General features: G+C 71.3%; 22 protein-coding genes, 1 tRNA gene and 1 pseudogene. 17 read left to right on the top strand and 7 right to left on the bottom strand.

Features of this window, described 5'->3' with window-relative positions; genetic code table 11:
* Nucleotides 1–194 precede the first annotated feature (194 nt).
* From IE177_RS00120 to IE177_RS00130, 3 genes are all read left to right on the top strand, one after another.
* Entirely contained in the window at nucleotides 195–809 is a 615-nt protein-coding gene (locus IE177_RS00120) for a DUF1326 domain-containing protein (protein ID WP_190012590.1), read from the top strand.
* Nucleotides 806–1,567 (top strand): DUF2182 domain-containing protein, encoded by a 762-nt coding sequence (locus IE177_RS00125; protein ID WP_190012591.1) that lies wholly within the window; start codon nucleotides 806–808, stop codon nucleotides 1,565–1,567. Before IE177_RS00120 ends, IE177_RS00125 begins: the two co-directional genes overlap by 4 nt.
* A 109-nt stretch (nucleotides 1,568–1,676) precedes the next feature.
* Nucleotides 1,677–2,336: an MSMEG_1061 family FMN-dependent PPOX-type flavoprotein gene (locus IE177_RS00130; RefSeq protein WP_190012592.1), complete on the top strand. Its 660-nt coding sequence runs from the start codon at nucleotides 1,677–1,679 to the stop codon at nucleotides 2,334–2,336.
* A gap of 97 nt (nucleotides 2,337–2,433) precedes the next feature.
* On the opposite strand, the gene IE177_RS00135 is transcribed toward IE177_RS00130, so the two are convergent.
* Both IE177_RS00135 and IE177_RS00140 read right to left on the bottom strand, forming a co-directional pair.
* Nucleotides 2,434–3,000 carry a Uma2 family endonuclease gene (locus IE177_RS00135; RefSeq protein WP_190012593.1) on the bottom strand — a complete coding sequence of 189 codons (567 nt, stop codon included), beginning with the start codon at nucleotides 2,998–3,000 and terminating at the stop codon, nucleotides 2,434–2,436.
* A 441-nt stretch (nucleotides 3,001–3,441) separates the two neighbouring features.
* Nucleotides 3,442–3,723: a hypothetical protein gene (locus IE177_RS00140; RefSeq protein ID WP_190012594.1), complete on the bottom strand. Its 282-nt coding sequence runs from the start codon at nucleotides 3,721–3,723 to the stop codon at nucleotides 3,442–3,444.
* Nucleotides 3,724–3,879: 156 nt separating this feature from the next.
* Here IE177_RS00140 and IE177_RS34685 point away from each other — a divergent pair.
* Both IE177_RS34685 and IE177_RS00145 read left to right on the top strand, forming a co-directional pair.
* Nucleotides 3,880–3,978 (top strand): annotated as a pseudogene (locus tag IE177_RS34685) (tyrosine-type recombinase/integrase); the annotation flags it as partial.
* A 270-nt stretch (nucleotides 3,979–4,248) separates the two neighbouring features.
* Complete coding sequence (locus IE177_RS00145; protein WP_190012595.1) at nucleotides 4,249–4,647, top strand: YunG family protein; 399 nt, start codon at nucleotides 4,249–4,251, stop codon at nucleotides 4,645–4,647.
* A 538-nt stretch (nucleotides 4,648–5,185) separates the two neighbouring features.
* Here IE177_RS00145 and IE177_RS00150 read toward each other — a convergent pair.
* A tRNA-Arg gene (locus IE177_RS00150) sits at nucleotides 5,186–5,258 on the bottom strand.
* 886 nt (nucleotides 5,259–6,144) lie between these two features.
* Between IE177_RS00150 and IE177_RS00155 the strand changes: the two genes are divergently transcribed.
* The 7 genes from IE177_RS00155 to IE177_RS00185 all read left to right on the top strand — a co-directional run bounded on the left by IE177_RS00155 (nucleotide 6,145) and on the right by IE177_RS00185 (nucleotide 14,490).
* On the top strand, nucleotides 6,145–7,488 hold the full coding sequence (locus IE177_RS00155; RefSeq protein ID WP_190012596.1) for a cytochrome P450: 1,344 nt from the start codon (nucleotides 6,145–6,147) through the stop codon (nucleotides 7,486–7,488).
* A 100-nt stretch (nucleotides 7,489–7,588) separates the two neighbouring features.
* Nucleotides 7,589–8,569, top strand: a complete 981-nt coding sequence (locus IE177_RS00160) for a UbiA family prenyltransferase (protein ID WP_190012597.1) — start codon at nucleotides 7,589–7,591, stop codon at nucleotides 8,567–8,569.
* Entirely contained in the window at nucleotides 8,566–9,273 is a 708-nt protein-coding gene (locus IE177_RS00165; protein ID WP_190012598.1) for a ubiquinone/menaquinone biosynthesis methyltransferase, read from the top strand. The genes IE177_RS00160 and IE177_RS00165 overlap by 4 nt, the downstream gene beginning before the upstream one ends.
* Before the next feature lie 132 nt (nucleotides 9,274–9,405).
* Nucleotides 9,406–11,331: a non-ribosomal peptide synthetase gene (locus IE177_RS00170; protein ID WP_190012599.1), complete on the top strand. Its 1,926-nt coding sequence runs from the start codon at nucleotides 9,406–9,408 to the stop codon at nucleotides 11,329–11,331.
* Nucleotides 11,328–12,062, top strand: a complete 735-nt coding sequence (locus IE177_RS00175) for a thioesterase II family protein (RefSeq protein ID WP_190012600.1) — start codon at nucleotides 11,328–11,330, stop codon at nucleotides 12,060–12,062. Before IE177_RS00170 ends, IE177_RS00175 begins: the two co-directional genes overlap by 4 nt.
* Nucleotides 12,059–13,243: a cytochrome P450 gene (locus IE177_RS00180; protein ID WP_190012601.1), complete on the top strand. Its 1,185-nt coding sequence runs from the start codon at nucleotides 12,059–12,061 to the stop codon at nucleotides 13,241–13,243. The genes IE177_RS00175 and IE177_RS00180 overlap by 4 nt, the downstream gene beginning before the upstream one ends.
* Nucleotides 13,240–14,490, top strand: coding sequence for a DUF711 family protein (locus IE177_RS00185; protein ID WP_190012602.1), 1,251 nt, complete (start codon nucleotides 13,240–13,242; stop codon nucleotides 14,488–14,490). The genes IE177_RS00180 and IE177_RS00185 overlap by 4 nt, the downstream gene beginning before the upstream one ends.
* Nucleotides 14,491–14,524: 34 nt before the next feature.
* On the opposite strand, the gene IE177_RS00190 is transcribed toward IE177_RS00185, so the two are convergent.
* Nucleotides 14,525–15,742, bottom strand: coding sequence for a M6 family metalloprotease domain-containing protein (locus tag IE177_RS00190; protein WP_373304980.1), 1,218 nt, complete (start codon nucleotides 15,740–15,742; stop codon nucleotides 14,525–14,527).
* 515 nt (nucleotides 15,743–16,257) lie between these two features.
* On the opposite strand from IE177_RS00190, the gene IE177_RS00195 reads away from it, so the two are divergent.
* Together IE177_RS00195 and IE177_RS00200 are read left to right on the top strand one after the other, a co-directional pair.
* The gene (locus IE177_RS00195; RefSeq protein ID WP_190012603.1) at nucleotides 16,258–16,905 is read left to right on the top strand and encodes a TetR/AcrR family transcriptional regulator; all 648 of its coding nucleotides are present in this window, start codon (nucleotides 16,258–16,260) and stop codon (nucleotides 16,903–16,905) included.
* 194 nt (nucleotides 16,906–17,099) lie between these two features.
* Nucleotides 17,100–18,644, top strand: a complete 1,545-nt coding sequence (locus tag IE177_RS00200) for an MFS transporter (RefSeq protein WP_190012604.1) — start codon at nucleotides 17,100–17,102, stop codon at nucleotides 18,642–18,644.
* Nucleotides 18,645–18,719: 75 nt separating this feature from the next.
* Here the strand turns inward: IE177_RS00200 and IE177_RS00205 are convergent, their stop codons facing one another.
* Entirely contained in the window at nucleotides 18,720–19,229 is a 510-nt protein-coding gene (locus IE177_RS00205) for a MarR family winged helix-turn-helix transcriptional regulator (RefSeq protein WP_190012605.1), read from the bottom strand.
* Between the two features lie 155 nt (nucleotides 19,230–19,384).
* On the opposite strand from IE177_RS00205, the gene IE177_RS00210 reads away from it, so the two are divergent.
* Nucleotides 19,385–20,152, top strand: coding sequence for a dioxygenase family protein (locus IE177_RS00210; RefSeq protein ID WP_190013315.1), 768 nt, complete (start codon nucleotides 19,385–19,387; stop codon nucleotides 20,150–20,152).
* A 20-nt stretch (nucleotides 20,153–20,172) separates the two neighbouring features.
* Here the strand turns inward: IE177_RS00210 and IE177_RS00215 are convergent, their stop codons facing one another.
* Complete coding sequence (locus tag IE177_RS00215; RefSeq protein WP_190012606.1) at nucleotides 20,173–20,703, bottom strand: GNAT family N-acetyltransferase; 531 nt, start codon at nucleotides 20,701–20,703, stop codon at nucleotides 20,173–20,175.
* A 188-nt stretch (nucleotides 20,704–20,891) separates the two neighbouring features.
* Between IE177_RS00215 and IE177_RS00220 the strand changes: the two genes are divergently transcribed.
* Nucleotides 20,892–21,890 carry a sigma-70 family RNA polymerase sigma factor gene (locus IE177_RS00220; protein WP_190012607.1) on the top strand — a complete coding sequence of 333 codons (999 nt, stop codon included), beginning with the start codon at nucleotides 20,892–20,894 and terminating at the stop codon, nucleotides 21,888–21,890.
* Between the two features lie 655 nt (nucleotides 21,891–22,545).
* Nucleotides 22,546–23,424, top strand: coding sequence for a TetR/AcrR family transcriptional regulator (locus IE177_RS34690; RefSeq protein WP_444545613.1), 879 nt, complete (start codon nucleotides 22,546–22,548; stop codon nucleotides 23,422–23,424).
* Between the two features lie 173 nt (nucleotides 23,425–23,597).
* On the opposite strand, the gene IE177_RS00235 is transcribed toward IE177_RS34690, so the two are convergent.
* Nucleotides 23,598–24,575 carry a helix-turn-helix transcriptional regulator gene (locus IE177_RS00235; RefSeq protein ID WP_190012608.1) on the bottom strand — a complete coding sequence of 326 codons (978 nt, stop codon included), beginning with the start codon at nucleotides 24,573–24,575 and terminating at the stop codon, nucleotides 23,598–23,600.

Raw genomic sequence — 24,575 nt, forward strand, 5'->3', positions numbered from 1 at the left:
CGCCCCCTTCGCCGTCGTGGTTCGATCCTAGGCACCTACGGCCGGCCCGCTGTCGCCGGATCTGCGCGACGGGGTGGATCTGCGCGACGGGGGCCGTCGGGAATAGCCTGGAAAAGAGCGGCACCGGGACGTAACGGACCCTCTCGACGAGGTCCCTCCACCGAGGAGGACGCGGAAAAGGGAGGCGAGGAGCCATGCCCTGGAACCTGAACGGCACGTATCTGGAGAGCTGCAACTGTGACGTGGTGTGCCCCTGCACCACCTCGGGCCTCACCGCACCGGCCGACCACGAGCGCTGCCAGGTGACCTTCGCGTTCCACGTGGACAGCGGGGACGTGGACGGCGTGGACGTCTCCGACCGCAACGTCGCCGTCTTCATCGACGCGCCCCGGGTGATGGCGGAGGGCGGCTGGCAGGTGGCGCTGTACCTCGACGCCTCGGCCGACGACGGCCAGGCCGAGGCGCTGGGCAAGGTCTTCTCCGGCCAGGCCGGCGGGCCGATGGCGGCGCTCACCCCGCTCATCGGCGAGGTCCTCGGCGTGGAGCGCGTGCCCATCGACTACCGCGACGACGGCCGTCGCCACGCCGCGCGGGTGGGCGGCGCGATCGACATCGAGATCGAGGACCAGGTGGCCCCGCAGTTCGGCGAGGACGGCCCGATCATGGGACTGACCGGCATGTTCCATCCGGTGAACAGCACGCTGACCATCGCCAAGTCGACCCGCGCGACGGGCGACGGCGTGTACGGCCGGTCCTGGGACTTCTCCGGCGGCAACGGACACTCGGCGCCCTTCACGTGGTCGGCGTGACCGGCTGGCTGGTCACCGTCCGCCGCAGGGCGGCCCCCGCCGGACTGCTGCTGGCCGCGGCGGCTGCCGCCTGGGTCTGGGTGGTGACACGCTGGGGAGGCATGCAGGTGACGCCGGGCACCATGGGCCTGGGCCTGCCTGTCTTCCTGGCCATGTGGACGCTGATGATGGCCGCGATGATGCTGCCCGCCACGGCGCCCGTCGCCGCCCTGTACGCGCGCACCGTCAACGAGCACCGTGCGCCGCGCATGGTCGTCTTCACGGCCGCCTACCTCCTCGTCTGGGCCGCGGCCGGACTGCCGGCGTACGCGCTGGCCGCCGGCCTGGGCAGGGCGGCGAACCTCCCGGCGGCAACGGGGACCGCGGTGGCCGCCGCCGTCTTCGCGACCAGCGGCGTCTACCAGCTCACGCCCCTCAAGGACCGCTGCCTGGCGAGGTGCCGCTCGCCGATCGGGCTCATGCTGCGCTACGCCTCGTACCCGGCCCGCTCGCGCGACCTGCGCGCCGGAGCCCACCACGGGGCCTTCTGCCTGGGCTGCTGCTGGTCCCTGATGGTGCTCCTGGCCGCGTTCGGTGTGATGAACGTATGGGCCATGGTGGTACTGACCATCGTGATCACCGCGGAGAAGCTCGCCCCGGCCGGCCGCCTGCTGGCCCGCGCCGTGGGAATCACCTCGATCGCCCTGGCCGTAGCCGTCTTCTGGATGCCGGCGCTGGCTCCGGGCCTCACCGGTGGAGGAGGCATGACAGGGATGTGACGCGTATGCCTCGCTGATCACCCACCGGCCTCAGCCACGCCGGTGCATCCATGTCCCGTACTCACCGACCACCAAGGCCGATCACGGGTGAGCCACTAGGGTCAGGGACATGACGACACCCCTCGCCGGCAGTGCCTTCGACTCGCTCCGCCTCGACGCGGTGTCCGACCAGGAGGAGTTGCGCCGGGTCTACGAACTGCCCAAGGACACGGCCGTACGCAAGCAGATGACCGAACTCACCGAGCAGACGCGGCGGCTGATCGGCTGCTCGTCGCTGGTCCTGGTCGCCAGCGCGGATGCCGAGGGCAACTGTGACGTATCCCCGCGCGGCGGCCCCGCCGGGTTCGTCGCCGTCCTGGACGCACGGACGGTGGCGATACCGGACGCGACCGGCAACAAGCGTCTGGACACCCTGCAGAACGTCATCGCCACCGGACGGGCCGGGCTGCTGTTCGTCATTCCGGGGCGCACCACGACGCTCAGGGTGAACGGCAGGGCCTGTGTCTCCACCAGTCCGGAGCTGCTCTCCCAGCTGACCGCCGTGGGCAAGCCGCCGGCCAGCGCGCTGGTGCTGGGGATCGAGGAGGTCTACCCCCACTGCCCCAAGTCGCTGCTGCGCAGCGGGGCCTGGAAGCCGGAACAGTGGCTGCCGGCGGACGCCCAGCCGACGTCGGCCGAGGTGACGCTGGCCCAGCTGCGGATGCCGGAGCTGACGATCGCCGACATCGAGCAGGCGGAGGCGGACTCGCTGAGGTACCGGTACGAGTAGCAACGGGCCGTCCGACGACCGCCACCTGCCCGCCGAGCCGATGCCGCCTGGGACCCGGCGACCATCCCCCTGTGCGTCACCACGCAGGGGACCGCGGTCAGATCTGTCCGAGGTCGATCTCCACCGGGAAGGGGGCCGCCACCTTGAGGACGCCGGTGAACACGTCTCCGTCCCGGTAGGTCTTCGTCGCGGGGTCGAGAACGTAGGTGTAAACGAGAGGGACGCCTGTGGCGGCTTGCTCGATCCGCCAGTAGAAGCCGATGGCTGCCTTGGCGTACTGGTCGACCTTCACGATCCGGTCGGTGGTCTCCGAACCCGGCGACACCACCTCCGCGACCAGCAGCACGTGCTCAGGGCGGGTGGGAGTGATGTCGATCGTGTCCGCGCGGTACACGACGACGTCCGGGCGGCGATTGGTGAGCGGGACGTCCTGAAGCCGTACGTCGAAGTCCGTGTCCGCGTTCCACTCCGGGCCCGCCGCGGCATCCAGGGCGTTCGCCAGAATCCGAGCCAGCCGGTTGTGCCGCTTGGACGCGCTCGGACTCACGACGACCATGCCGTCCACGATCTCGATACCGGCGCACTGCTCCTCGGACCAGGAGTCGTACTCCTCCGCCGTGATCTGCTCATGCATCCATGCCGGGGCCACCATCTCGGCCGTCATGAGGCACCTCCCGGACGCCGTGCCGCGGGCCCGATCCCGCTGGATTCAGCGTACTGTCCGCCATCCGTCCGGCACGCTGATCTCGCTCACGTCTCCTTCCGGTGAGCGGTTACCAGCGCGGCGGACTCGTCACCCGGGGATCGGAGCGATGACCGGGTTCAGGGAGCCGAACCGTCGAGGCCGAGGCGGATCACGGCGAGTGCCTCGCGACATCACTGGTCATCTCGCCGTCGAGGCCGAACATCATGCACATGCTCTGATGGAGCGGTTCGAGGACCTGCCGGACTTCAACCGCCCGGCCCCGGGCCTGCAGCAGCCTTCCGATGTCGTGCCGTAGCTCCAGACGGCTTCCTTACCGATGCCGTGATCAAGCGAAACCATTCACACGGTCGAGCCGGTGCGCCACGCCTCACACCCCGCCCGTTCCGAAGTCGAACCCGGCTAGAACTCGGCCAGGTCCTGCAGAGCGGCGGCCTCAGGATGCCGGCTCGCCCGAATCACTCGGGAACCAAGCAGCAGCGCCAGAAACCCAGCCGGTCTTCCCAACAGATGGAACGTGCCGGTGAGCACCTCCGTGCCGATCGCCATCAGACACATGCCGAAGGCGAACAGCAACACCCCCCAGCCGTAGAGGCGAGGGCGCGCGATCCCCGGTCGGACCTTGGGGAGCATCCATCCGCGAGTGATCGCAGCGATGCCGAGGACGGCGGCGACCGACGCCATCAGTCCGAGAAGTGTCGCGAGACAGAGCAAGAACACAGTCCCCCCTTGCGTGCCGGATCCACGCCGGACGGCGACGTGACATTACAGCCCCCGCGCCACGCGTCTACGCTGGTCCGACGTGGATTTGGGCGATGCCCGGCAGCAGACCCAGCACCGCGGGTTGCGGCCGATGCGGTGCTGCGGGTGGTCCGGCTGCACGATGCGCGGCATGGCTGCGCGACGTGGCTGACGGCGGCCGGCGTCGCGGGGGCCGTAGATCAACCGTCCCTGCGCCTCGACCGATCGATCAGCGAGGTCCGGCCTCGACCGCTGTTTGTTGGTGTCAGGCGCTGGTGTCAGCCGTGTCCGCGGCCAGTGGGACATCCGGGTGAGCGGACAACTCAAGTCCTTGCTGGCGGACAGTCGGTCTCCCTGTCCGGTTGAAATTCTCGTCCCTTGTCCGGCGGCTCGCATGAGCTGGAGAGAAGCCGGGGGTCGTAGCGACGGCGCCGTCCCGTTGTCAGTGGCGGCTGCGATGCTGGCGGCATGATCCCTTGGAACCTGGTCGATCTCGACAAGGCGCTGCGCGCCAGCTGGGCCGCCGACACCTGTTCGCCCGATGACCAGGCCGACTGGCAGCCCGGCAACCCGGCTTGGGGACACTGTGACATCACGGCCTTGATCGTCAACGATGTCTTCGGCGGCGATCTCATAGTGGGTGAGGTGCACCGTGACGGAACCCAGCATGGCTTCCACTGGTGGAACCGGCTGCCCAGCGGTGTGGAACTTGACCTGACGCGGGAGCAGTTCCAGCACGGACAGACCGTCACGGCGGCCCGAGTCGTCAAGCGCCCGCCCGGCCCGCTGCCCCGCCGCTGGGAGGAGTACCTCCTGCTGCGTGAGCGTGTCATCAAGCATCTCGGTCCGCTTCCGGAGCCCGTCTGAGAAGGCCGGCAGTCGGTCTACCGCAGGCTGGAGCCTCCGGTGAGCCCAGGTGGGCGGAGACCGATTCGAAAGTGAACCCAGCGACTTGCATGCCCTTGGGTGGGGGATAGGCCTCCGGGCTTGGGGACAGTAGTGGCCTTGCTGCCATGGACGAAGCTGGCGATGCCGGGCCGATGCCAGGGCAGCGTAAGAGAAGGCGTCAGCAGCGGAACGAGTTGCAGCGGGCTGCTGCTCGCTTCGCGCCTGACGCGGGCCGCTGGGAGGTGCTCTTCGAAACCCAGGACGAGGCGGCCTGGCACGCTCATGTCCGCCGTCTCCGAGCGCCGGACATGAAGATCGACTGGACTGCGATGCGTGTGGACAGGCTCTGTGGGCGCCTGACGCAACCGACTACCTTCCGGCTGAGCCTCTTCGTGTCAAAGGCCAAGCCCATTCCGGACCAGGACTCCTCCACGTAGTGGCACGCATGTTGCACGACCCCGGACACACGAAGGGCCAGCCCGGGAGGAGATTCCTCCCACGCTGGCTCTTCTCTCGGTGCCCCCGGCAGGATTCGAACCTGCGACACCCGCTTTAGGAGAGCGGTGCTCTATCCCCTGAGCTACGAAGGCGGGGTTCTGTCAGAAGGCGTTTCCGGAACCCGGTCCTGGGACGTGGTGGGCGCGGACTCGCTGCCGACAGGCTTTGGTGGGCAGACCTGTGGGGTCTGGGCCACCGCCGACAGTGTAGCGGGTGGGGCGGATCCGCGTCGTTGGCCGTGATCAGTGCGCTCGTTCGCCCTGCTCTCGCCCGGCGGGAGGGCGGCGAAGCCGGGAGGCTGGTGCCGTATGCCTCGGACGGGGCCGGCGGCGGTGATCTCGTTCGGTGTGTGGCATCCCGCTGCCGCGCTGTGTGGGCGAGTCGGGTCAGGTGGGCGCCCTTACCGGCGAACCGTCCGGTGGGGTCCGGTGCGGGGCAGTCGGTGTCTCCGCGCCCGCGCGGGTCCGGTGCTTCCGGGTATCCGGTCACCGCCGCTGCCCGGCGCACGGCCTCGGGGCCTTGAGGTGGCCCTACCTCCTCCCGCTCCAGTCCGCCCGCCGTGCGGCTCGTTCGGGCTCGTTCGCTCGGCTTCACCAGGACTACGTCCCGGAAGGGTGCCGGCGGGTGCGGTGTGATGCGGGTGGCTCGGCGTCGCCTGCCGTGATGGAGCATCAGAAAGAAAGCCCGTCGGCGGAATTACGGGATCATCTGTCACCTTCCTGCCATCCGCTTGCTCCCCCGGAGCCCGTGCGAATAGGACTGATAAGTGGCTGAGGGTGCGGCCGCATTCGCGAGGGCGGCCGGTCCGGCCGGTGTATTGCGGGGCGGGCTTTGTGTCCGGCGCTTTCATCCGGGAGGTTTCCGGTCGTCGTATTCACGCGTCGGCCGGAAATGGTCCCGGCATCAGGCATGACGTACTGACTCGATCAGGGGGCCGGGATGGCAGGGACTGCCGCGAGTACGCTACCCGTCAGGCAGGTGCGGCACGACAGCGGCGTGCTGTCCGCTCCGGCCGTGCCGCCCAGGCGCCTGCCTGGGATCGGCGACCTGCTCCGGCTGCGGTCGGACCTGCTGAACGCCATCCAGTACGCCGCCCTGGACGGCAGTGAGCTGTCGTACTTCTCCGTCGGTCCCAAGCGCATGGTCTTCGTCAACCGGAGCACCGCGGCGGACGTCGTTCTCTCCGACATCCACACGTTCGGCAAGCCGAACGCCGAGAACCCCCTGCGGCTGGTGCTCGGGGACGGGTTGATCAGCAACCCGAACCACGACCAGTGGCTGCAGCGGCGCAGGGCCCTCCATCCCATGTACAGCCGCCCCAGCCTGGCCGGCATGCGGCAGAAGATGGCCGATGTGATCGGCGAGCACATCGGGCGCTGGGAGGGCCGCGACCGTACCGAGCTGCGCGTCCACGAGGACATGCTGTCGTTCGCCCTCGACATCGTGGCCCGGTGCATGTTCAGCCGGTCCGGCGACGAGGTGTCCGCCGTGCTCACCCCGAAGACGATCTCCTTCCTCCTGGAGTTCGTCGAGCGCCGGCTGCGGATGCCGCTCTCCTTGCCGGTCGGCGTGCCCACCCGGCGCAACCGGGACTTCGCCGCGACCATGCGGGGCCTGGACGGCCTCGTCCACCGCATCGTCCGGGAACGGCGCGTGTCCGGCGAGCAGCACGGCGACCTCCTGGACATCCTGCTGGAGGCCAGGGTCGGCGACGCCGCCGAGCCGCTGACCGATGTAGAGGTCAGGGACGAGGTGCTGACCACCTTCGTCGCCGCCTACGAGACGACGGCCAGTGCGCTGACGTGGATCCTGTACCTGCTCGCCTGCTATCCGGACGTCCAGCGCGGCGTGCGGGAAGAGGTGCGTGCGGCCGAGTCGTCCGCCCCGGGGGAACGGCAGGGGAGCACGCTGCTGGAATGTGTCATCAATGAGGGAATGCGGCTCTTCCCGCCGTCTCCGACCATTCCCCGGCAGGTGAGGAAGGACACCCTCATCGGCTCGTCCCAGGTGCCCGGGGGCGCTTTCGTGATGCTCAACGTGGCCGCCATCCACCGGGACCCGGCCGTCTGGGAAAGGCCCGACGAATTCCTTCCTGAGCGTTTCGCCAACGGCGTCCCCGGAAAAGGCAGGTTCCTTCCTTTCGGGGCCGGCGCGCACATGTGCATCGGTAAGGGCTTCGCCATGATGGAGATGAGCATGCTGCTGGCGGGCATTCTCGACAGGTTCGAGATCTCGCAGCGGGACTCCGCCGGTCCCGAGCCCAAGGCGATGCTCACTCTGCGGCCCCGTGCCGGCTTCGCGCTGACCCTCACACGCATCTGACGTCCACTTCGGGTGCACATCCGCCAGAGGCGGCCCGACTTTCATGAGAGAGGTTCGGCAAATGCAGCGCACGGCACGTTTCGCGGCTGTGGTCAAAAACGTGCGTCCCCGTACACTCCTGGTCAGCCCGCTCTCCTACTGCGTGGGCGTGGTCATGGCCGGTCACCGCCTCGACCTCGTGGTGCTCCTCGGCGTCCTCTTCCACGTGCTCGCCCCTCTGGCCGCCAACGCCCACAACGCCGTGACCGACCTGGTGGAGGACGGCAGGAACGTGCCGGGCCGGCTGAAGCTGGTGGAGGCGGCGGGCGTGGGACTGCTCCAGCGGGTCCTGTACGGGAGCCTCGGCGTCATGCTGCTGCTCTCGCTGGTGATCTCGTTCGCGCAGACCCTCCTCTGGGTCTTCAGCGTCTTCCTGGTGCTCGGCTACTCCTCGCCGAGGCTCCGTCTGAAGGGCCGTCCGGTCGTCGGCATGGCGGTCTTCTCGATGGCGGTCACGGAGCCGTACATCGCGGGTGCGCTGCTCGGCGACTCGTGGTGGGAGATCCCCCACTACGACTCGTCCCGGCCGGTCGTCCTCGGGGCGTTCCTGTTCTTCTGGTACTTCGCCAAGGGGATCATGAAGAACGTCCCCGACTACGAGGGGGACAAGGCGGCCGGGCTGCGGACGATCCCGGCGCTCCTGCCCTCGCAGCTCGCCGGCGCATGGGTCGCCGCGGGGGCGACCACCCTGGTGTACGCCGCGTTCCCGGTGCTCGTTCTGCTCACCGACATGCCCGACCGGACGGTTTACGCGGGCGTCATGGTCATTCCGGCCGTGGCTAACATGATCTCCATGGTCCGGGCCCGGACGCCGATCGAGTACAACCTGGTCGGCCAACGGGACATGTACGTGTCCGTGGTCTTTCTCGGCCTTCTGCTCTTCGCGATGCGGCCATCGGTCGGCACGGCGCTGATCGGGTTCCTCGCCGTCGCGGTCATGGCCGGTGCGGACCTGTCCGGTTCGGACTCCCGGGTGAGTCACCACATCACCCAGGTTGATTCGGCGGTGGGTGTTTCCGGTGGAGGAGGGCGGAACAGGTGACGAGTGACCGCACGCGTCGTGGCAAGAGCACCGAAGTGCACGGGATCTTCCAGAAGATCGCGGGCTACTACGACCGGATGAACTTCGTCATGACGCTCGGGCGTCATGAGAAGTGGTGCCGGGAGGTCGCCGCACGGGTCGCGCCCGCCCCGGGCGGACAGCTGCTGGACCTGGCCACGGGGACGGGCGTGATCGCTCTGGAGGCGGCCCGCAGGTACCCCACAGTCACGGTGACGGGAGCCGACTTCTCGGAGGAGATGCTGCGCCGGGCGAAGGCCAAGCCCGGGGCCGGAGCGGTGCGCTGGCAGCACGCGGACGCGGCCGTCCTGCCGTTCGGGGACGAGTCCTTCGACGGGATCACCGAGGGTTATCTCCTCAGGAACGTCGAGGACCTCCACGGAGTGCTCCGCGAACAGCACCGTGTCCTCAAGCCCGGCGGCCGCCTCGTGATCCTGGAGACGTGTCCCCCGAGCGGTCTGGTGAAGCCCGTCGTGAAGTGGGGGATGCGCGTCATCGTTCCGCTGCTCGGGCAGGTCGTGGCGCGCGATCGCAAGTCCTACAGCTATCTCGAGTCCAGCACCCGCGCCTTCGCGTCACCGCAGGGCATCGCGGGCGTGCTGCGCGGGCTCGGGTTCAAGGACATCGGGTGGCGCAAGAGGTTCTTCGGCACGAACGTCATCCTGTGGGCCACCAAGGCCGGTTGACGTCGACGCCGGACAGCGGCGGCACACGGCACATCGGTACACCGGCACAGCGGTGACCGGCGCACCGGCGCACCGGGAACCAGCGGTGACCGGCGCACCGGCAGCGGACCGGTGAAATCAGGGGGAGATCTTATGAGCAGGCCCGCTCCGGGCAGTCACGCGACCGTTTCTCACGCGACGCACGCCAGGAAGGCGCTGGAACGCTGGGTGTCCGAGCACCCCGACCGGCCGGGCTGCGTCGGAACCGACGGAGCGGGGCTGACCTGGAAGGAGATCGCCGCTTCGACGCACGCCCTGGCCGACCGCCTCCAGCGGACCGGTGCCGGTGCGGGCGATCGGGTCGCCCTCATGGCGGGCCGGTCGCGGTACGCGCTCAGCAGCCTGCTGGCGATCTGGGCCAACGGCTCGTCGGCAGTCCTGCTCGACGAGCGGCACCCGGCCGAGCGTCTGCGCTGGATCGTGGCCGACGCCGGGTGCAAGGTGCTCGTGTCGTCGGAACCGGACGCCGCCGCACTGGGCCTGGAGCTGGTGGAGACGCACGGCTCCGAGACAGCCGGCGCCGGCCTGCCGCCCGGCGGCCCCGACTGGAACGGCGGGCCCGACTGGAACGGGTGGGCCGACGAGGGGCGCGAGCCGGAGGCGTACGTCGTCTACACCTCGGGCACCACCGGCCGCCCCAAGGGCGTGCGCGTCGGCTCCACCGCCCTGGGGAACCTCCTGGCCAACGCCGAGTCGCTCGGGTACCGGCCCGGCGGCCGGGCCGTCTCGGTCGTCTCCCCGGGGTTCGACGGCTGGCTGTGGTCGGTCCTCACCCCCTTCGTCAACGGCGTCACCTGCGTCGCGCTCGACCCGGCCCTCGGGGACCTGGAACAGGCCCTGTCCGCACAGCGGATCGACCACCTCTGCATGACACCCTCGCTGTACGCCACGCTCACCGGGCTGCCGAGGGCCGAGGTCGCCGTGGTGGCCGGCGAACGCTGCCCGGACTCCCTGGCCGACCGCCTCCGGACCATGGCCGACCGGGTGATCAACGTGTACGGGCCGACCGAGACCACCATCGCCGCCACCATGGCCGACACCGCCCGCGGTGACGATCCCCGCACCATCGGCCGTCCGCTCGCCGGCTACACGGTCACCGTCGTCGACGCCGACCTGAACGAGGTCCCGCCCGGCGTCATCGGCGAGATCCTGATCGGCGGAGCCGGAGTGGCCCTCGGGTACGCCGGCACGGGCGCGCCGGGCGCGGACCGCTTCGTCGACCTCGACGGCGCCCGGCACTTCCGCACGGGAGACCTCGGGGTGCTCGGTGACGACGGCCGGCTGGGCATCCGTGGCCGGGCCGACAACCAGGTCAAGGTGGGGGGTTTCCGGATCGAGCTCGAGGAGCTGGAGAACATCGCCTGCGAGGTGCCCGGCATCGAGGGCGCGGTGGCCTACACGCGCGGCGAGCCGGCCACGCTCGCCATCGGCCTGCGGACGTCCTCCGGCCGGGCTCTCGACGACGGCCTGCGCACGCGGCTCACCACCGAGTTCGGCGCACGGCTGCCGCGCCAACTGCGCCCCACCCTGATGCACCGCATCACCGGGATACCGCTGGAACCGACCGGCAAGGTCGCACGGCGCGAGGTGGCCGCGCTGGGCGACGCCGAACCGGCCCGGCCGCGCGGCGGCGCGGGACCGGCCTCGCAGCACGGTGACGGTGAACGGGCCTCGCAGCACGGTGACGGCGAACGGGCCGGGCAGCACGGTGACGGTGAACGGGCCGGGCAGCACAGTGGTGCCGGACCGGCGGGGCAGCGCGTCGGCACCGGCAGCCGCGCATCCGCGTCCGACGACCCCGTCCTGGACCACGTCCTGAACGCGTGGAGCGGCGTCTTCGGACACGCCGTCGCCCGGGACTCCGACTTCTTCGCCATCGGCGGGCACTCGCTGCTCGCCGCCCAACTGGCCTCCCGGATCGAGACGGAGCTGGGGCTGACGGTCTCGATCATCGACGTCCTCACGGCCAGGACCCCCGAAGCGCTCGCGAGGCGGATCGACGAAGCGAGGGCGGCATGAGCTACCTGCGCTCCTTCACCGAGGCCGAGGAGGGCGCCGCCGCGACCGCGGTGGTGTTCCCGCAGGCGGGCGCGGGCTGCCTGCGCCTGCGCGCGACCGCCCTGGCGCTGCCGCCCGGGACACACCTGCTGGGGGTGCAGCTGCCGGGGCGCGAGGACCGGTTGGCGGACCCGGCGGCCGGCAGCCTGGCCGAGGTGGTCGACCGGATCAGCGCGGAACTGCGCGCGTACGCGCGGCGGCGGCCGCTGGTGCTGCTCGGCGTCAGCCTCGGCGCGCTCATCGCCTACGAGGTGGCGAGGCGGATGGAATCCGCAGGCATCCCAGCGCGCTCGCTGGTGGTCGCCGCGGCCAGGTCGCCCGAACACTTCAGCGCCTTCCTGGCCGCGGACCCGCCCCAGGCGGAGCTGACGGACCTCCTCCACCCGTCGGTCCGCGAGTCCGCGTTCGCCCGCTACGCCCTCGTACCCCTGCGTGCGGACCTGCGCCTCGCGGCCGGCTACCGGGCCCCTTCCAGGCCGCTGGCCCGAACCCCGCTGCGATCGGTGTCGGGACGCCGCGACACGGTCGTCACCGCCGCACAGATGACCCGGTGGCGCGAGGCGGCCGCCGACTACCAAGGACATCAGGTGATCGACGCGGACCATCACGCGTTCATGGACCCGGACGCCCTCGTCGGCATGCTCGGCGACGCCGTCCCCGGGGCCGCTCACGACCCGGCGGTGCGCGGATGACGCGGCGGACGGCGCCCGACCTGTTCGAGCCTGGTCTCTTCGAGGGCACGGGCTTCTACGACGTCTTCGCCTGGTACCGGGCGAACGACCCCGTGTCCTGGCAGCATCCCGCCGGGGAGGCGGAGGGGTTCTGGAGCGTCACCCGGTACCACGACGTGGTCTCCGTGCACCGCGACAGCACGCGGATGAGCTCGGCCAAGGGCATGCGGCTCGGTTCGACGGGCCGCGCGGTCGACGCCGTCGCGAACAGGATGCTGATCGTCGCCGACCCGCCCGACCACACGCGGATGAAGCGCGTGCTCATCCAGCCGTTCTCGAACGACGTCCTGTCCAGGGCCGAGGACTACGTGGAGCGGGTCGTCGCCGACGTCGTCGCGACGGCCGTCACGCAGCCCGGTCCGGATCTGATCAGGCAGCTCGAACGCATCCCGACCGACGTCATCTGCGCCATCATGGGACTGCCTCGTGACGACTGGGAGTGGATCGGCAGGAAGACCACCGAGGCGTTCGAGTCGCCCTCCGAGGTGCGGCGGATCACCGCGAACGGCGAGATCTTCAAGTACTTCAGCGACATGGTGCGCGAGAACCGCAGGACCGGCGCGAACGAGTTCATCAGCGGCCTCACCGCGCAGAACGCCGACGGCACCGGGCTGACGGACGAGGAACTGGTCTTCAACTTCAGCGGGATCCTCGCCGGCGGGAACGAGACGACCCGCTTCACGCTGGCCGCGCTCACCCTTCAGCTGGTGGAGCACCCGGACCAGTGGGACCGCATCCTCAGGGGGGACGTCGAGCCGGGCGTCGCCACCGAGGAGGCGCTGCGCTGGTCGGTGCCCGGCATGCACGTGCTGCGGACCGCCACCGAGGCACTGACCGTCGGGGACGTCGAGGTCGAGCCCGGCCAGCGCGTCGTGACCTGGATCGGCTCGGCCAACCGTGACACGGAGGTGTTCGACGACCCGGACACCTTCGACGTCGGCCGGGCCGGGAACCGCCATCTGAGCTTCGGCGCGGGCCGCCACATGTGCCTGGGCAGCCGGCTCGCGCGGCTGGAGATCGCCGCGTACCTCCGGACGCTGCGCGGCATGGTGCGTGCGATGACGCTGGAGGGCGAGCCGCGCTACAACGGGTCGAACTTCACCTGGGGACTGAACGAACTGCCGGTGGTGCTGCACGCATGACACGAACGACGACCGCGTCCCCGGTGCGGGCCGTGACCCTGTGCCTCCCCGACGAGCTGTTCCGGGACGGTGGGGCCGACGCCGCCGGCATCGGCCGGTACGGCGAGCGGGCGCTGGCGATCGGCGACGAGATCACGGGCGCCGGGTACGAGGTGCAGACGGTGCGCCTCTCCAGCCCCGCACTCGGCCGGCCGCTCGGCCACGGCGAGCTGCGCGCGCGGGCGGCCGGCCTCGTCGAGGGCTGCCGGCGGGCGGGCGTGGGCAGCGCCTCGCTGGGCGCCCTGCGGCCTTCCGCGCTGGTGGAGCTGGAGCCCTCCCACGTCGCCGACGTACTGGTCGCGTACCCGTCGCTGTTCCTCGCCGCCGTCGTCGCCGACGGCGGCGAGGTGGACCACGCCGCCGTCGCCTTCAGCGGAGCCGTGGTCCGCGAGCTGGCGAGCCGCGACGCGGAGGCCAACTTCCGGTTCGCGGCAGTCGCCCATCTGGGCGCCAACGCTCCGCTGTTCCCCGGCTCGTACAGCGACGGGGGTGCCGCCGGGGTGAGCGTGGGACTGCAGTCCGCAGGCCCCCTGCTGGCCCGTGCCCGGGAGGCGGCTCCGCGTGACCTCACCGCGGCGACGGAACTGACCCGGAACGGCCTGCGTGAGCAGCTCGCCCCCCTCGAGGACCTGCTGCGACCGGCCTGCGAGCGCCGCGGCCTGCTGTTCCACGGCTTCGATCCGTCCCCGGCCTGCGCCCCGGACGCCAGCATCGGGGAGTTCCTGGAGACGGTCGGCGGCGTCCGGTTCGGCTCTCCGGGCACGATGGCGGCCTGCGCGGCGGTCACGGCCGGTATCCGCTCGGTCGGCCGGCCCCTGGTCGGGTACGCGGGCCTGATGCTTCCGGTACTGGAGGACCGGGTGCTCGCGCTGGCCTGGCAGCAGGGACGCATCGACAGTGACTCGGTGCTCGCGTACTCGTCGGTGTGCGGTGCCGGGATGGACACCGTCCCCCTGCCCGCCTCGACCCGGGAGAGCGAGGTCGTGGCCATGATCGCGGACATGGCGGCCCTGTCCGCGCGCTGGAGCAAGCCGCTGTCCGCCAGGCTGATGCTCGCACCGCCGGGCGCCGATCCGCACCGTACGGAGTTCAGGGCGGAGCAGATCATCAACATCGACTACCCCACTGCTCAGGGGCGGTGCGCGGGCCGGCGCGCCGGCCCGCCCCCTGGGGGACCGTCCCGCCCATTGCGCCCGTTGCGCCGGTAGCGCGATGGTCGGCGCGCCCGTGGCACCCGTTGCGCTAGCCCCGCGTGATCCGCACCCGGTAGTTCCCCTCCGCGTCCTCGCCCAGCACCCGCACCATGATGGCGTGGCGGGGGTCCTTGAAGGTCTCGCCGGGGGAGAAGGGGGCGTCGGAGAGTTCGGTGTGCACGTTGGGGCTGTGGGTGCAGCCGCCGGTGCCCCGGTGGCTGTCGTAGACCGTGATCGGGCCGCGGCCGGTGTCGACGGACGCGTCGATCTTGTAGATGAGGACGCCCGGCCGGCACACGTCCTCGTCGTTACCGCCCTGCGTGCGCAGCTCCAGCGCGTACGAGCTCTCGGCGTCGATGGGCAGGAGGATCAGCTTCCCGCCGCCCGGCTTGTACAGCGGCGTCAGCACGAACTCGACGCTGCCCCGGGTCGCCGCGCAACCGACCTGGGTGACGTCCAGCCAGCCCAGCTTCCACTTGTGCCAGCCGAGCAGGTCGTTGTTGGCGCCCCAGTCCTCGCTCATGATGTCCCAGTGGCCGACCGTGCCCCCGCCCTCCTGGGTGTACAGGTCGGGCAGGCCGAAGGTGTGGCCGTTCTCGTGCGGCAGGACGCGGTAACCCGTGCGGGCGTAGGAGCCGGAGCCGTCGTCCTGGCGGGAGTAGACGAAGGAGGCGTTGGCGACGGGCACGCCGTCGGCGACCGGGGCGTCGTCGTTCCCGGCGAAGGTCACGGACAGCACCGTGTCGAGGGCGGAGGGGCCGGCGTTCGGGGTGACGAGCACGTTGAGCAGGTCGTACGAGCGGAAGTCCACCTTCGGGTCGGCCGCGGCCACGATGTCCTGGACCAGTTGCCGGTAGCCGGGGTCGAAGGGGGCTCCGCGCTCTATGCCGTACTCCCGGAAGGTCTTCGGCATGCGCAGCCAGTTCGTGACGGGTGTCTCGGGCCGGTAGTCGAGCCGGCCGTACGACGCGGCGTGGAACCACTCCTGCGTCTGCGGGAAGAACTCGTGGAAGCGGTCCATGGCGCTGCCCTGCCCGGGCGCGTCGGCGAAGTCGACCATCAGGGTGAGGGCGTGGACCGTGCCCGTGGAGCGGGAGTAGCCGCGGGGGGTGGGGAGGCCCTCGGTCATCTGCACCTCCCGGACGCCGCGGACCAGGCACGGGGAGACGAGGGGGGAGCGCGCCAGGCCGGTGGGGCCGGCGGCGGCCGGCGCCCTCAGGTGTCCGGATCCGGCCGAGGTGCCGACCGTGAGGATCAGTGCCGTCACGGAGGCGAGTGCGGTCGCGCGGCGCAGGCGTACGCGGTGAGGGCGTATGCGGTGAGGGTGTATGCGGTGAAGGCGTATGCGGTGAAGGCGCGAGCGGTCCGGGTCAGGGAGGTCCTGGAGTATGCCGTCCGAGTCCGTGCCGTCCCGGCGTATGCCGTCCGGGCGTATGCCACTCAGGGGGGTGCGGCGCGCTGTGCGGCGGGAGCGTATGCGGCGGCGGGGCGGCTGCGGCTGCATGCATGGACCCTTCGCTCCACGGCAGCCGCCGGTTCCTGGCTGCACCCTTGCGATCACCCTGGGTCGGTGGGGTGGCGGGCGCGCGCTGACGGAGACCGAACGTGGGAACGGTGGTCCGCGAAGGGGTGAATCGAAGACGCCGGTGAGTGTGGCTCAGATCACAACGGTTCTCACCGGGTGCGGGAAATAACCGGGGACGACTTCCCCGTTTAGCCCTGTGTCCGAGCGAAACGGGGAGTCAGTCCCCGGATCGCCCCCAACACCTCGAGGAGTACGCCGTGTCGACCGCGACCACCCCCGCACCGCGCAAGGCGCCCAGGCCGCGAGCCGACGCCGTGCGCAACCGGGAGCGGATCGTGACCGCCGCCCGGGAGATGTTCGTCGAGCACGGCCCGGACGTGCCGCTCGACGAGGTCGCCCGCCGGGCGGGCGTCGGCAACGCCACGGTGTACCGCAACTTCCCCGACCGTGAGGCCCTCGTCCGTGAGGTCGTCTGCTCCGTCATGGACCGGACGGCCGAGGCGGCCGAGGCGGCCCTCACGGAGACCGGGGACGCGTTCACCGCCCTGGAGCACTTCGTCCACACCGCCGCCGACGAGCGGATCAGCGCGCTGTGCCCGATGATCTCCGACACCTTCGACCAGCACCACCCCGACCTGGAGGCCTCCCGCGAGCGTGTCGAGCAGCTCGTCGAGGAGGTCATGGGCCGGGCGAAGGCGGCCGGCCAGCTGCGTTCCGACGTCGGCGTCGGCGACCTGCTGATCGTCGTGTCCCAGCTGAGCCGGCCCCCGGCCGGCACGGACTGCGGCCGCGGCGACCGCTTCGTCCACCGCCACCTCCAGCTGTTCCTCGACGGTCTGCGGGCGCCCGCCCGCTCCGCCCTGCCGGGCACGGCCGTGACGATCGAGGAGCTGCGCGCCTGCTGACCGGCGGCGGCCGGCCGGAGCGATGACCGGCGACCGGCCCGCCCTTCCTGACCTCCACTTTCGACCTTTCGACCTTCCGACCTCCAGACCTTCCGACCTTCCGATCTCCCCGACTCCTCGCCTTCGCTCCACCTTCCGTTCTCCAACGATTTCTCGGCATTTTTCCGTCACGAAGTCCCGAAGTGGGTACCTCCATGTCCGAAACATCCCTCAAGGCTCGCGGCGCCGCCGTTCCGAGCGCCGACGCCAACCGCTGGAAAGCGCTCGTCTTCATCGCGCTCGCCCAGCTGATGGTCGTCCTCGACGCCACCATCGTGAACATCGCCCTGCCCTCCGCCCAGCAGGACCTCGGCATATCCGACGGCAACCGGCAGTGGGTCGTCACCGCCTACGCCCTCGCCTTCGGCGGTCTGCTGCTGTTCGGCGGCCGCATCGCCGACCTGTGGGGCCGCAAGCGCGCCTTCGTGACGGGGCTGGCCGGTTTCGCCGCGGCCTCCGCGCTCGGCGGCGCCGCCACCACCGGCGCGATGATGTTCGGCGCCCGCGCCCTCCAGGGCGTCTTCGGCGCCCTGCTCGCCCCGGCCGCCCTGTCCCTGCTGGCGGTGATGTTCACCGACGCCAAGGAGCGCGCCAAGGCGTTCGGCATCTACGGCGCGATCGCCGGCGGTGGCGGTGCCGTCGGTCTGATCCTCGGCGGGTTCCTCACCGAGTACCTGGACTGGCGCTGGACCTTCTTCGTGAACGTCCCGTTCGCCGTCGTCGCCGCGGCCGGCGCCTACTTCGTCATCCGTGAGCCGGAGGGCGGCCGCAACCGCTCCCCGCTCGACATCCCCGGCGTGATCCTCTCCACGCTCGGCCTGGTCGCGCTCGTCTACGGCTTCACCCGCGCCGAGTCCGACGGCTGGGGCGACGGCGTGACAGTGTCGATGTTCATCGCCTCCGCGGTGCTGCTGACCGCCTTCGCCCTGGTGGAGTCCCGGGTCAAGGCCCCGCTGCTGCCGCTGCGCGTCGTGACCGACCGCAACCGCGGCGGCATCTACCTCTCCCTCGGCCTCGCGATCATCGGCATGTTCGGACTGTTCCTCTTCCTGACCTACTACCTGCAGGTCGTGAAGGGCTACTCGCCGGTCAAGACCGGTTTCGCCTTCCTGCCGATGGTGGCGGGCATGATCACCGGCTCCACCCAGATCGGCACCCGGCTGATGACCCGGGTCCCGGCCCGGCTGCTGATGGGCCCCGGCTTCCTGGTCGCCGGCCTCGGCATGCTGCTGCTGACCCAGCTGGAGATCGGTTCCTCCTACCTGGCGCTGCTGCTGCCCGCGATGGTGCTGCTCGGCCTCGGCATGGGTACGGCGTTCATGCCGGCCATGTCCCTGGCCACCCAGGGCGTCGAGCCCCGGGACGCCGGTGTCGCCTCCGCGATGGTCAACACCTCGCAGCAGGTGGGCGGTGCGATCGGCACCGCCCTGCTGAACACCATCGCCGCGTCCGCGCAGACGTCGTACATCAAGGACCACATCGCCGGGGCGGCCGCCAAGCCGCAGCAGCAGCTGGTCCACCTCCAGGGCATGGTCCACGGCTACAGCGCGGCCATCTGGTTCGCCGTCGGCATCCTGGGTCTCGCCTCCCTGATCGCCTTCACCTTCGTCAACGCGGGCCGGCCGGACCTCACCGCGGTGATCTCCGGCGACGGCGACGGCGTCGAGGACGAGGTGCCGGTGCCGGTGGTGGCGCACTGACCGGCCGAGCCGGTGCCGGTGGTGGCGCACTGACCGGCCGCAGGTGACGGGTCGGAGCCGGGCGACCGTCCCCCGTCAGCGGAGCCAGGGCAGATCCGCACCCGCTTCGTCGGGCTGGAGGCCCTCGGCGACGATCTCCATGATCTCGCCGAGGGCCTTCTGCTGTTCCGGGGAGAGCCGGTCGAACAGCGCCTGCCGCACGGCGGTGACATGGCCCGGCGCGGTGCGCCGCAGCACCTCCACGCCCTCGTCGGTGAGCACCGCGAACTGGCCGCGCTTGTCGGAGGGGCAGTCCTCGCGGCGCACCCAGCCGTTCTTCTCCAGCCGGGCGATCGCGTGGGACAGCCGAGAGCGGGTGATCTTCGCCCGCATCGCCAGCTCGGTCATCCGCAGCCGGCGGCGCGGCGCCTCGGCGAGACCGACGAGAAGGCCGTAGTAGATGTGCGGCATGCCCGCGTCGCGCTGCAGCTGCCGGTCCAGGTGGTCCTCCAGCAGGGTGGTGGCGTGCAGGTAGGCGCGCCAGACGCGCTGTTCCTCGTCGGTGAGCCAGCGGTGCCCCGCGGCGGAGTCCGGTGCGGTGTTCATGCGTTCCACTGTACGAGCCATCTCCTTGAAACTTGAACAAGTCGGGCGTACGCTCGTGGTGAGAGCTTGAGAGTTAAAGCAATCTGATCGTCTGGAGCCACGACATGTCCTCCGTCACCCCCGTGGACCCTTCCCAGGACGCCCTGCCGGAGCGCATGCCCGCCCTGTACCTCAGCCACGGCGCCCCGCCGCTCGCCGACGACCCGGTCTGGCCCGGGCAGCTCGCCGCCTGGTCGGCCGGCCTGCCCCGCCCCAAGGCCGTTCTCATGGTCTCCGCCCACTGGGAGGAGGCCCCGCTCGCCCTCGGCGCCGTCGAGACCGTCCCGCTCGTGTTCGACTTCTGGGGCTTCCCCGAGCACTACTACCGGGTCCGGTACGCCGCTCCCGGCGCCCCCGAGCTGGCCGACTCCGTCCGCAAGCTGCTGCGCGCCCCCGGCACCCCCGTCCAGGACATCCCCGACCGCGGCCTCGACCACGGCGCGTACGTCCCCCTCGTCGAGATGTTCCCGGCCGCCGACATCCCCGTCCTGCAGATCTCCATGCCCACCCTCGACCCGGTCCGCCTGATGGACATCGGCCGCAAGCTCGCCCCGCTGCGGGACGAGGGTGTGCTCATCGTCGGCTCCGGCTTCTTCACCCACAACCTGGCCGCCCTGCGGCACACCGGCGGCGGCGTGCCCAGCTGGTCCGCCGAGTTCGACGACTGGGGCCGCCGCGCCCTGGCGGCCCGCGACTGGGACCTCCTGCTGGACTTCCTGCACAAGGCCCCGGCCGGCCGCTACGCCCACCCGCGCACCGAGCACTTCGCCCCGCTCTTCGTCACGATGGGCGCGGCCGAGGCGGGCGGCGAGCTGGACGCCCAGCGGTCGGTGATCGACGGGTTCTGGATGGGGCTGGCGAAGCGGTCGCTGCAGTTCGGCTGACCGGCCGGGCCCGGCCCGGCTCAGAGGCTCTTCTCGTACCAGGCCACGTCCCAGTAGCGCCCGAACTTGCGGCCCACCTCCCGGTGGGTGCCGATGTACCGGAAGCCGAAACGGGCGTGCAGTCGCTCGGAGGCCTCGTTGGGCTGGGCGATCCCGGCGTAGGCCCGGTGCAGGTCCTCGTCGGCCAGCGCCGCGAAGAGGGCGCCGTAGAGCAGGGTGCCGATCCCGCGGCGGCCGGCGTCCGGGGCGACGTACACCGAGGTCTCCACGGAGGTGGCGTACGCGGGCTTCGGCCGGTAAGGGCTGGATGTGGCGTACCCGAGGATTCGCTGTGAGTCGCCGTCCGGGCCCGTCTCCGTGGCAACCATCAGGCGGTGGGGGCCGTCTTCCGGGTGGGAGAGCAGCCAAGGGCGGCGCTCTTCCGTACCGAAGACCGCCGTATCGAATGTGATGGCCGTCTCACGTACGTAGTGGTTGTAGAGGGCCGTGAGGGCGCCGAGATCCCCCTCGACTCCTGGCCTGACCTGCACTTCCGTATGTCCGAGCGGCATTGGTCCTCCCCGTGTGGCGGAACAGGGTACTGCATGATCAGAAAAATTGGGGGGCGGGTTGGGAATTCTGTCCGGATTCCAGTCGTTGTTTCCCTCGGATGCAGGGCACTCGGAGAGAGTCCGAAGACAGTCCCGAAGTGCCGAGCGTTCAGGACCACCCGTCAGCCCACCATCGCAAGGGAGCACGCATGGCAACCCGTGCCGTCGCCCGTCGTCAGTCCGCCACCGGCGAGACGGTCGACTCGGCAAGCAGTGTTCGCGCCCACGGCGGCGAGATCGCCGACCGCGACCTGGTCGGCATGTACCTCGACGAGATCGCGCGCACACCGCTGCTCGACGCCGCCAAGGAGGTCGAGCTGTCGCAGACCATCGAGGCGGGTGTGTTCGCGCGACAGGTTCTCGACGGGTACGAGGAGAGCAAGACGGACGCCACCCGGGACGAGCTGGAGGCGCTGGTCGCCGCCGGCGAGCGGGCCAAGGACGTCTTCATCCGCTCCAACCTCCGACTGGTCGTCGCGGTGGCCCGGCGCTACCCCCGCAGCGGCCTGCCCCTGCTCGACCTGATCCAGGAGGGCAACGCCGGCCTGGTGCGCGCCGTGGAGAAGTTCGACTACCGCAAGGGCTTCAAGTTCTCGACGTACGCGACCTGGTGGATCCGTCAGGCCATCACCCGTTCCATCGCCGACCAGTCCCGTACGATCCGGCTCCCCGTCCACCTGGTGGAGGAACTGGGCCGTATCCGCCGGGTACAGCGCGAGTTCAACCGCGAGAACGGCCGCGACCCGGAGCCCGCGGAGATCGCCGCGGAACTGGGCTCCACCCCGGAGCGCGTCACCGACGTCCTCGACTGGGCCCGCGACCCGGTCTCGCTGAACATGTCGGTGGACGACGAGGGCGAGACCCAGTTCGGCGACCTGCTGGAGGACACCTCGGCGGTGTCCCCCGAACAGTCCGTCATGACCCTGCTGCGCAGCGAGGAACTGGACGACCTGATCGGCCGCCTGGACCAGCGCACGGCATCCATCATCAAGATGCGGTACGGCATAGACGACGGCCGCGAGCGCACCCTGACCGAGGTCGGCAAGGAGCACGGCCTGACCCGCGAGCGCATCCGCCAGATCGAGAAGCACGCCCTCCTCGAACTGAAGAAGCTGGCCCGCGACACCGGCTTCGACGCGGCGGCGTGACGGGCCGGGGATGAGGGGGCGCGGCGCGGGGCCGCGACGGCGACCGTGACTCGGGGGCCCGTGAGACGGGCCCCCGCGGCGCGGACGCGCGGACGCGCGGTCGGCCGAGGGAGTCCGCGCGGTGCGCACGCCTGTGGCGAAAGACGGCGCAAACACGGCGCTGTCCGGTCGCTTCAAGTCCCTGGCCGCAGGGAACAACCCTTCCGGGCCCAGGATCGGGGCCCCGGGACCGCACTCCCCACCTCACGCAGTACTCGCCGTCACCAACGGCCACCACAGCGCACCACCGGTCACACCACCCCACGACCGGCCGCCGTCGACGGCACCGCACCACCGCCGGACCGCACCATCGCACCACCAGGCCGATCCCACCAGGCCGACCCCACCGGCCGACAACACCGGCCGGCCCACGTGAGCCACGTCCCGGCGCAATCCCCCCCGGCGCCGGGACCTTCCAGAGCCGGGCTTCGGCGCCTACCCCCCCAGGCGCCGGGGCCCGGCTTGTTTGCGTCCGGCCGCGGGACGACGGTGGCCGGGGGACAGTCAGGCCCTGAGCACGTGAGCGGACACACGGCAGCGGCGGCCCACCCCGTACCTGAACCACGGGGTGAACCGCCGGATGGCAGATTCTGCCACATGGGCATAGCCTGCCGGGATGAGCTCCACCCGCCGCTCCGCACACCAGTCGTTTCCAGCCTCGGCGCAGCTCTCCCTCACCGAACGCCGAAAGGCAGAGACCCGGATGGAGATCGCCCGGGCGGCGGCCGGACTCTTCGTCCACCGGGGGCTCAAGGCGACCCGCGCCGAGGACATCGCCCAGGCCGCCGGCATCGCGCCGCGCACGTTCTACCGCTACTTCGCCACCAAGGAGGAGGCGGTGGCGCCGCTGTACGCGGCAGGCGCCCAGCGCTGGGCGGACGCGGTCCGGTCCGCCCCGGCCCACCTCACCGTCCTGGAGGCGCTGGAGCACGCCGTCCACCAGACCGTCGGAGCCGGGGCCGGGATCTCCGCCGCGTCCTGGGAATGGGTGCGCACCCTGATCCGCCTCGCGGGCACCAGCCCCGCGCTCGGCAGGGTCTGGGCGGAGGTGTGCCAGGCCTCGGAAGGAACGCTGGGGGAGGTCCTCGCGGCCCGGCTGGCCTCCGCCGGGGAGACCCGGACCGCCGGACCCCACGGTGCCGGCGCGGCCGCCGTTTCCGGCGCCGGTGAGGGCGCCGGCGAGAGGGACGACAACGTTTCCCCGCCACCGCCACCGCCACCGCCACCGCCACCGCCACCGCCACCGCCACCGCCACCGCCACCGCCACCGCCACCGCCACCGCCACCGCCACCGCCACCGTCCCCGTCGCCCCCGCCCGCCGCGCCGGTAGCCCCCCGCCTGCGCTTCGCCGCGGCCGTGGCCGACGCCGCCGTCCGCGTCGCCGTACAGTCCTGGGCCGCAGGCGCGTCCCCGCCCACCGGACCGGAGGGCCCGGCGGCCCTGGCGCTGCGGAACCTGCGCGCGCTGCGGGACTTCGGCTGGGCCGGGGACTGACCCCGCCCGGCTCGGCCCCCGGCCTGCCTCATCCGCCTGGCTGAGCCCCCGGCCCGGCTGACCGGCCCGACCGGCTCAGCCCCGGCTTGGTTCAGCCCCCGCCTGGTTCAGCCCTGGCTTGGTTCAGCCCCCGCCTGGCTGAGCCCCCGGCCTGGCTGACCGGCCCGACCGGCTCAGCCCCCGCCTGGTTCAGCCCCGGCTCGGCTCAGCCGACCGCCCAACTCCCGGACGCACCTGGCCAGTTCCTCCGGCGCCCGTACGGTGAACTCGTGACCGGCCATCACCAGCCGTACCGCCAGCCACTCCATGGGGTCGCCGGTGGTGCCGCGCAGGACACAGCCGCCCTGGCCGTCGTCCCGCGGGGGCCCCACCCACGCCGGCAGCCGCGCGGCGACCCGCTCCGCCGGTGCGGCGAACCGCACCTCGAACTCGTACGTCTCCTGCCGCTGGTGGATGGACCGCCGCAGGTACTCGGCCGCGCTTCCCGTCGGCAACTCCCGTGGTGCGAAACGGACTCCGGTGGGGAACGGCGCGCTCACCCGGTCCACCCGGAACGTCCTCCAGTCCGCGCGGTCGAGGTCGTACGCGACCAGGTACCACCGCCGCCCGGTCGACACCAGCCGGTGCGGCTCGGTCAGGCGGCGCGACTCGCTGCCGTCCTTGTCCCGGTAGGCGAACCGCAGCCGTTCCCGCCCCGCCACCGTCGAGGCCATCACGGTCAGCGTCTCCGGCGCGATGCTCGGCCCGTCCCCGCTGGTCAGCGCAGTGGTCGCGGCCTGCAGCGTGGCCACCCGGTGCCGCAGCCGGGCCGGCAGCACCTGCTCCAGCTTGGCCAGCGCCCGCACCGACGCCTCGTCCACGCCCTCCAGCGCGTGCCCGGCGCCGGCGCGCAGGCCCACCGCGATGGCGACCGCCTCCTCGTCGTCCAGCACCAACGGCGGCATGGCCTTGCCCGCGGCGAGCCGGTACCCGCCGTCCGCGCCCTTCGTGGCCTGCACCGGGTAGCCAAGTTCCCGCAGCCGGTCGATGTCCCGCCGCACGGTACGGCGCGACACCCCCAGCCGGTCGGCCAGCTCGCCGCCGGGCCACTCGCGCGGGGTCTGGAGGAGGGAGAGCAGCTGCAGGAGCCGGGCCGGGGTGTCCGTCGTCAT

This window comes from Streptomyces lucensis JCM 4490 (assembly GCF_014650035.1).
In the GTDB taxonomy this organism is placed as follows: Bacteria; Actinomycetota; Actinomycetes; order Streptomycetales; family Streptomycetaceae; genus Streptomyces; species Streptomyces lucensis.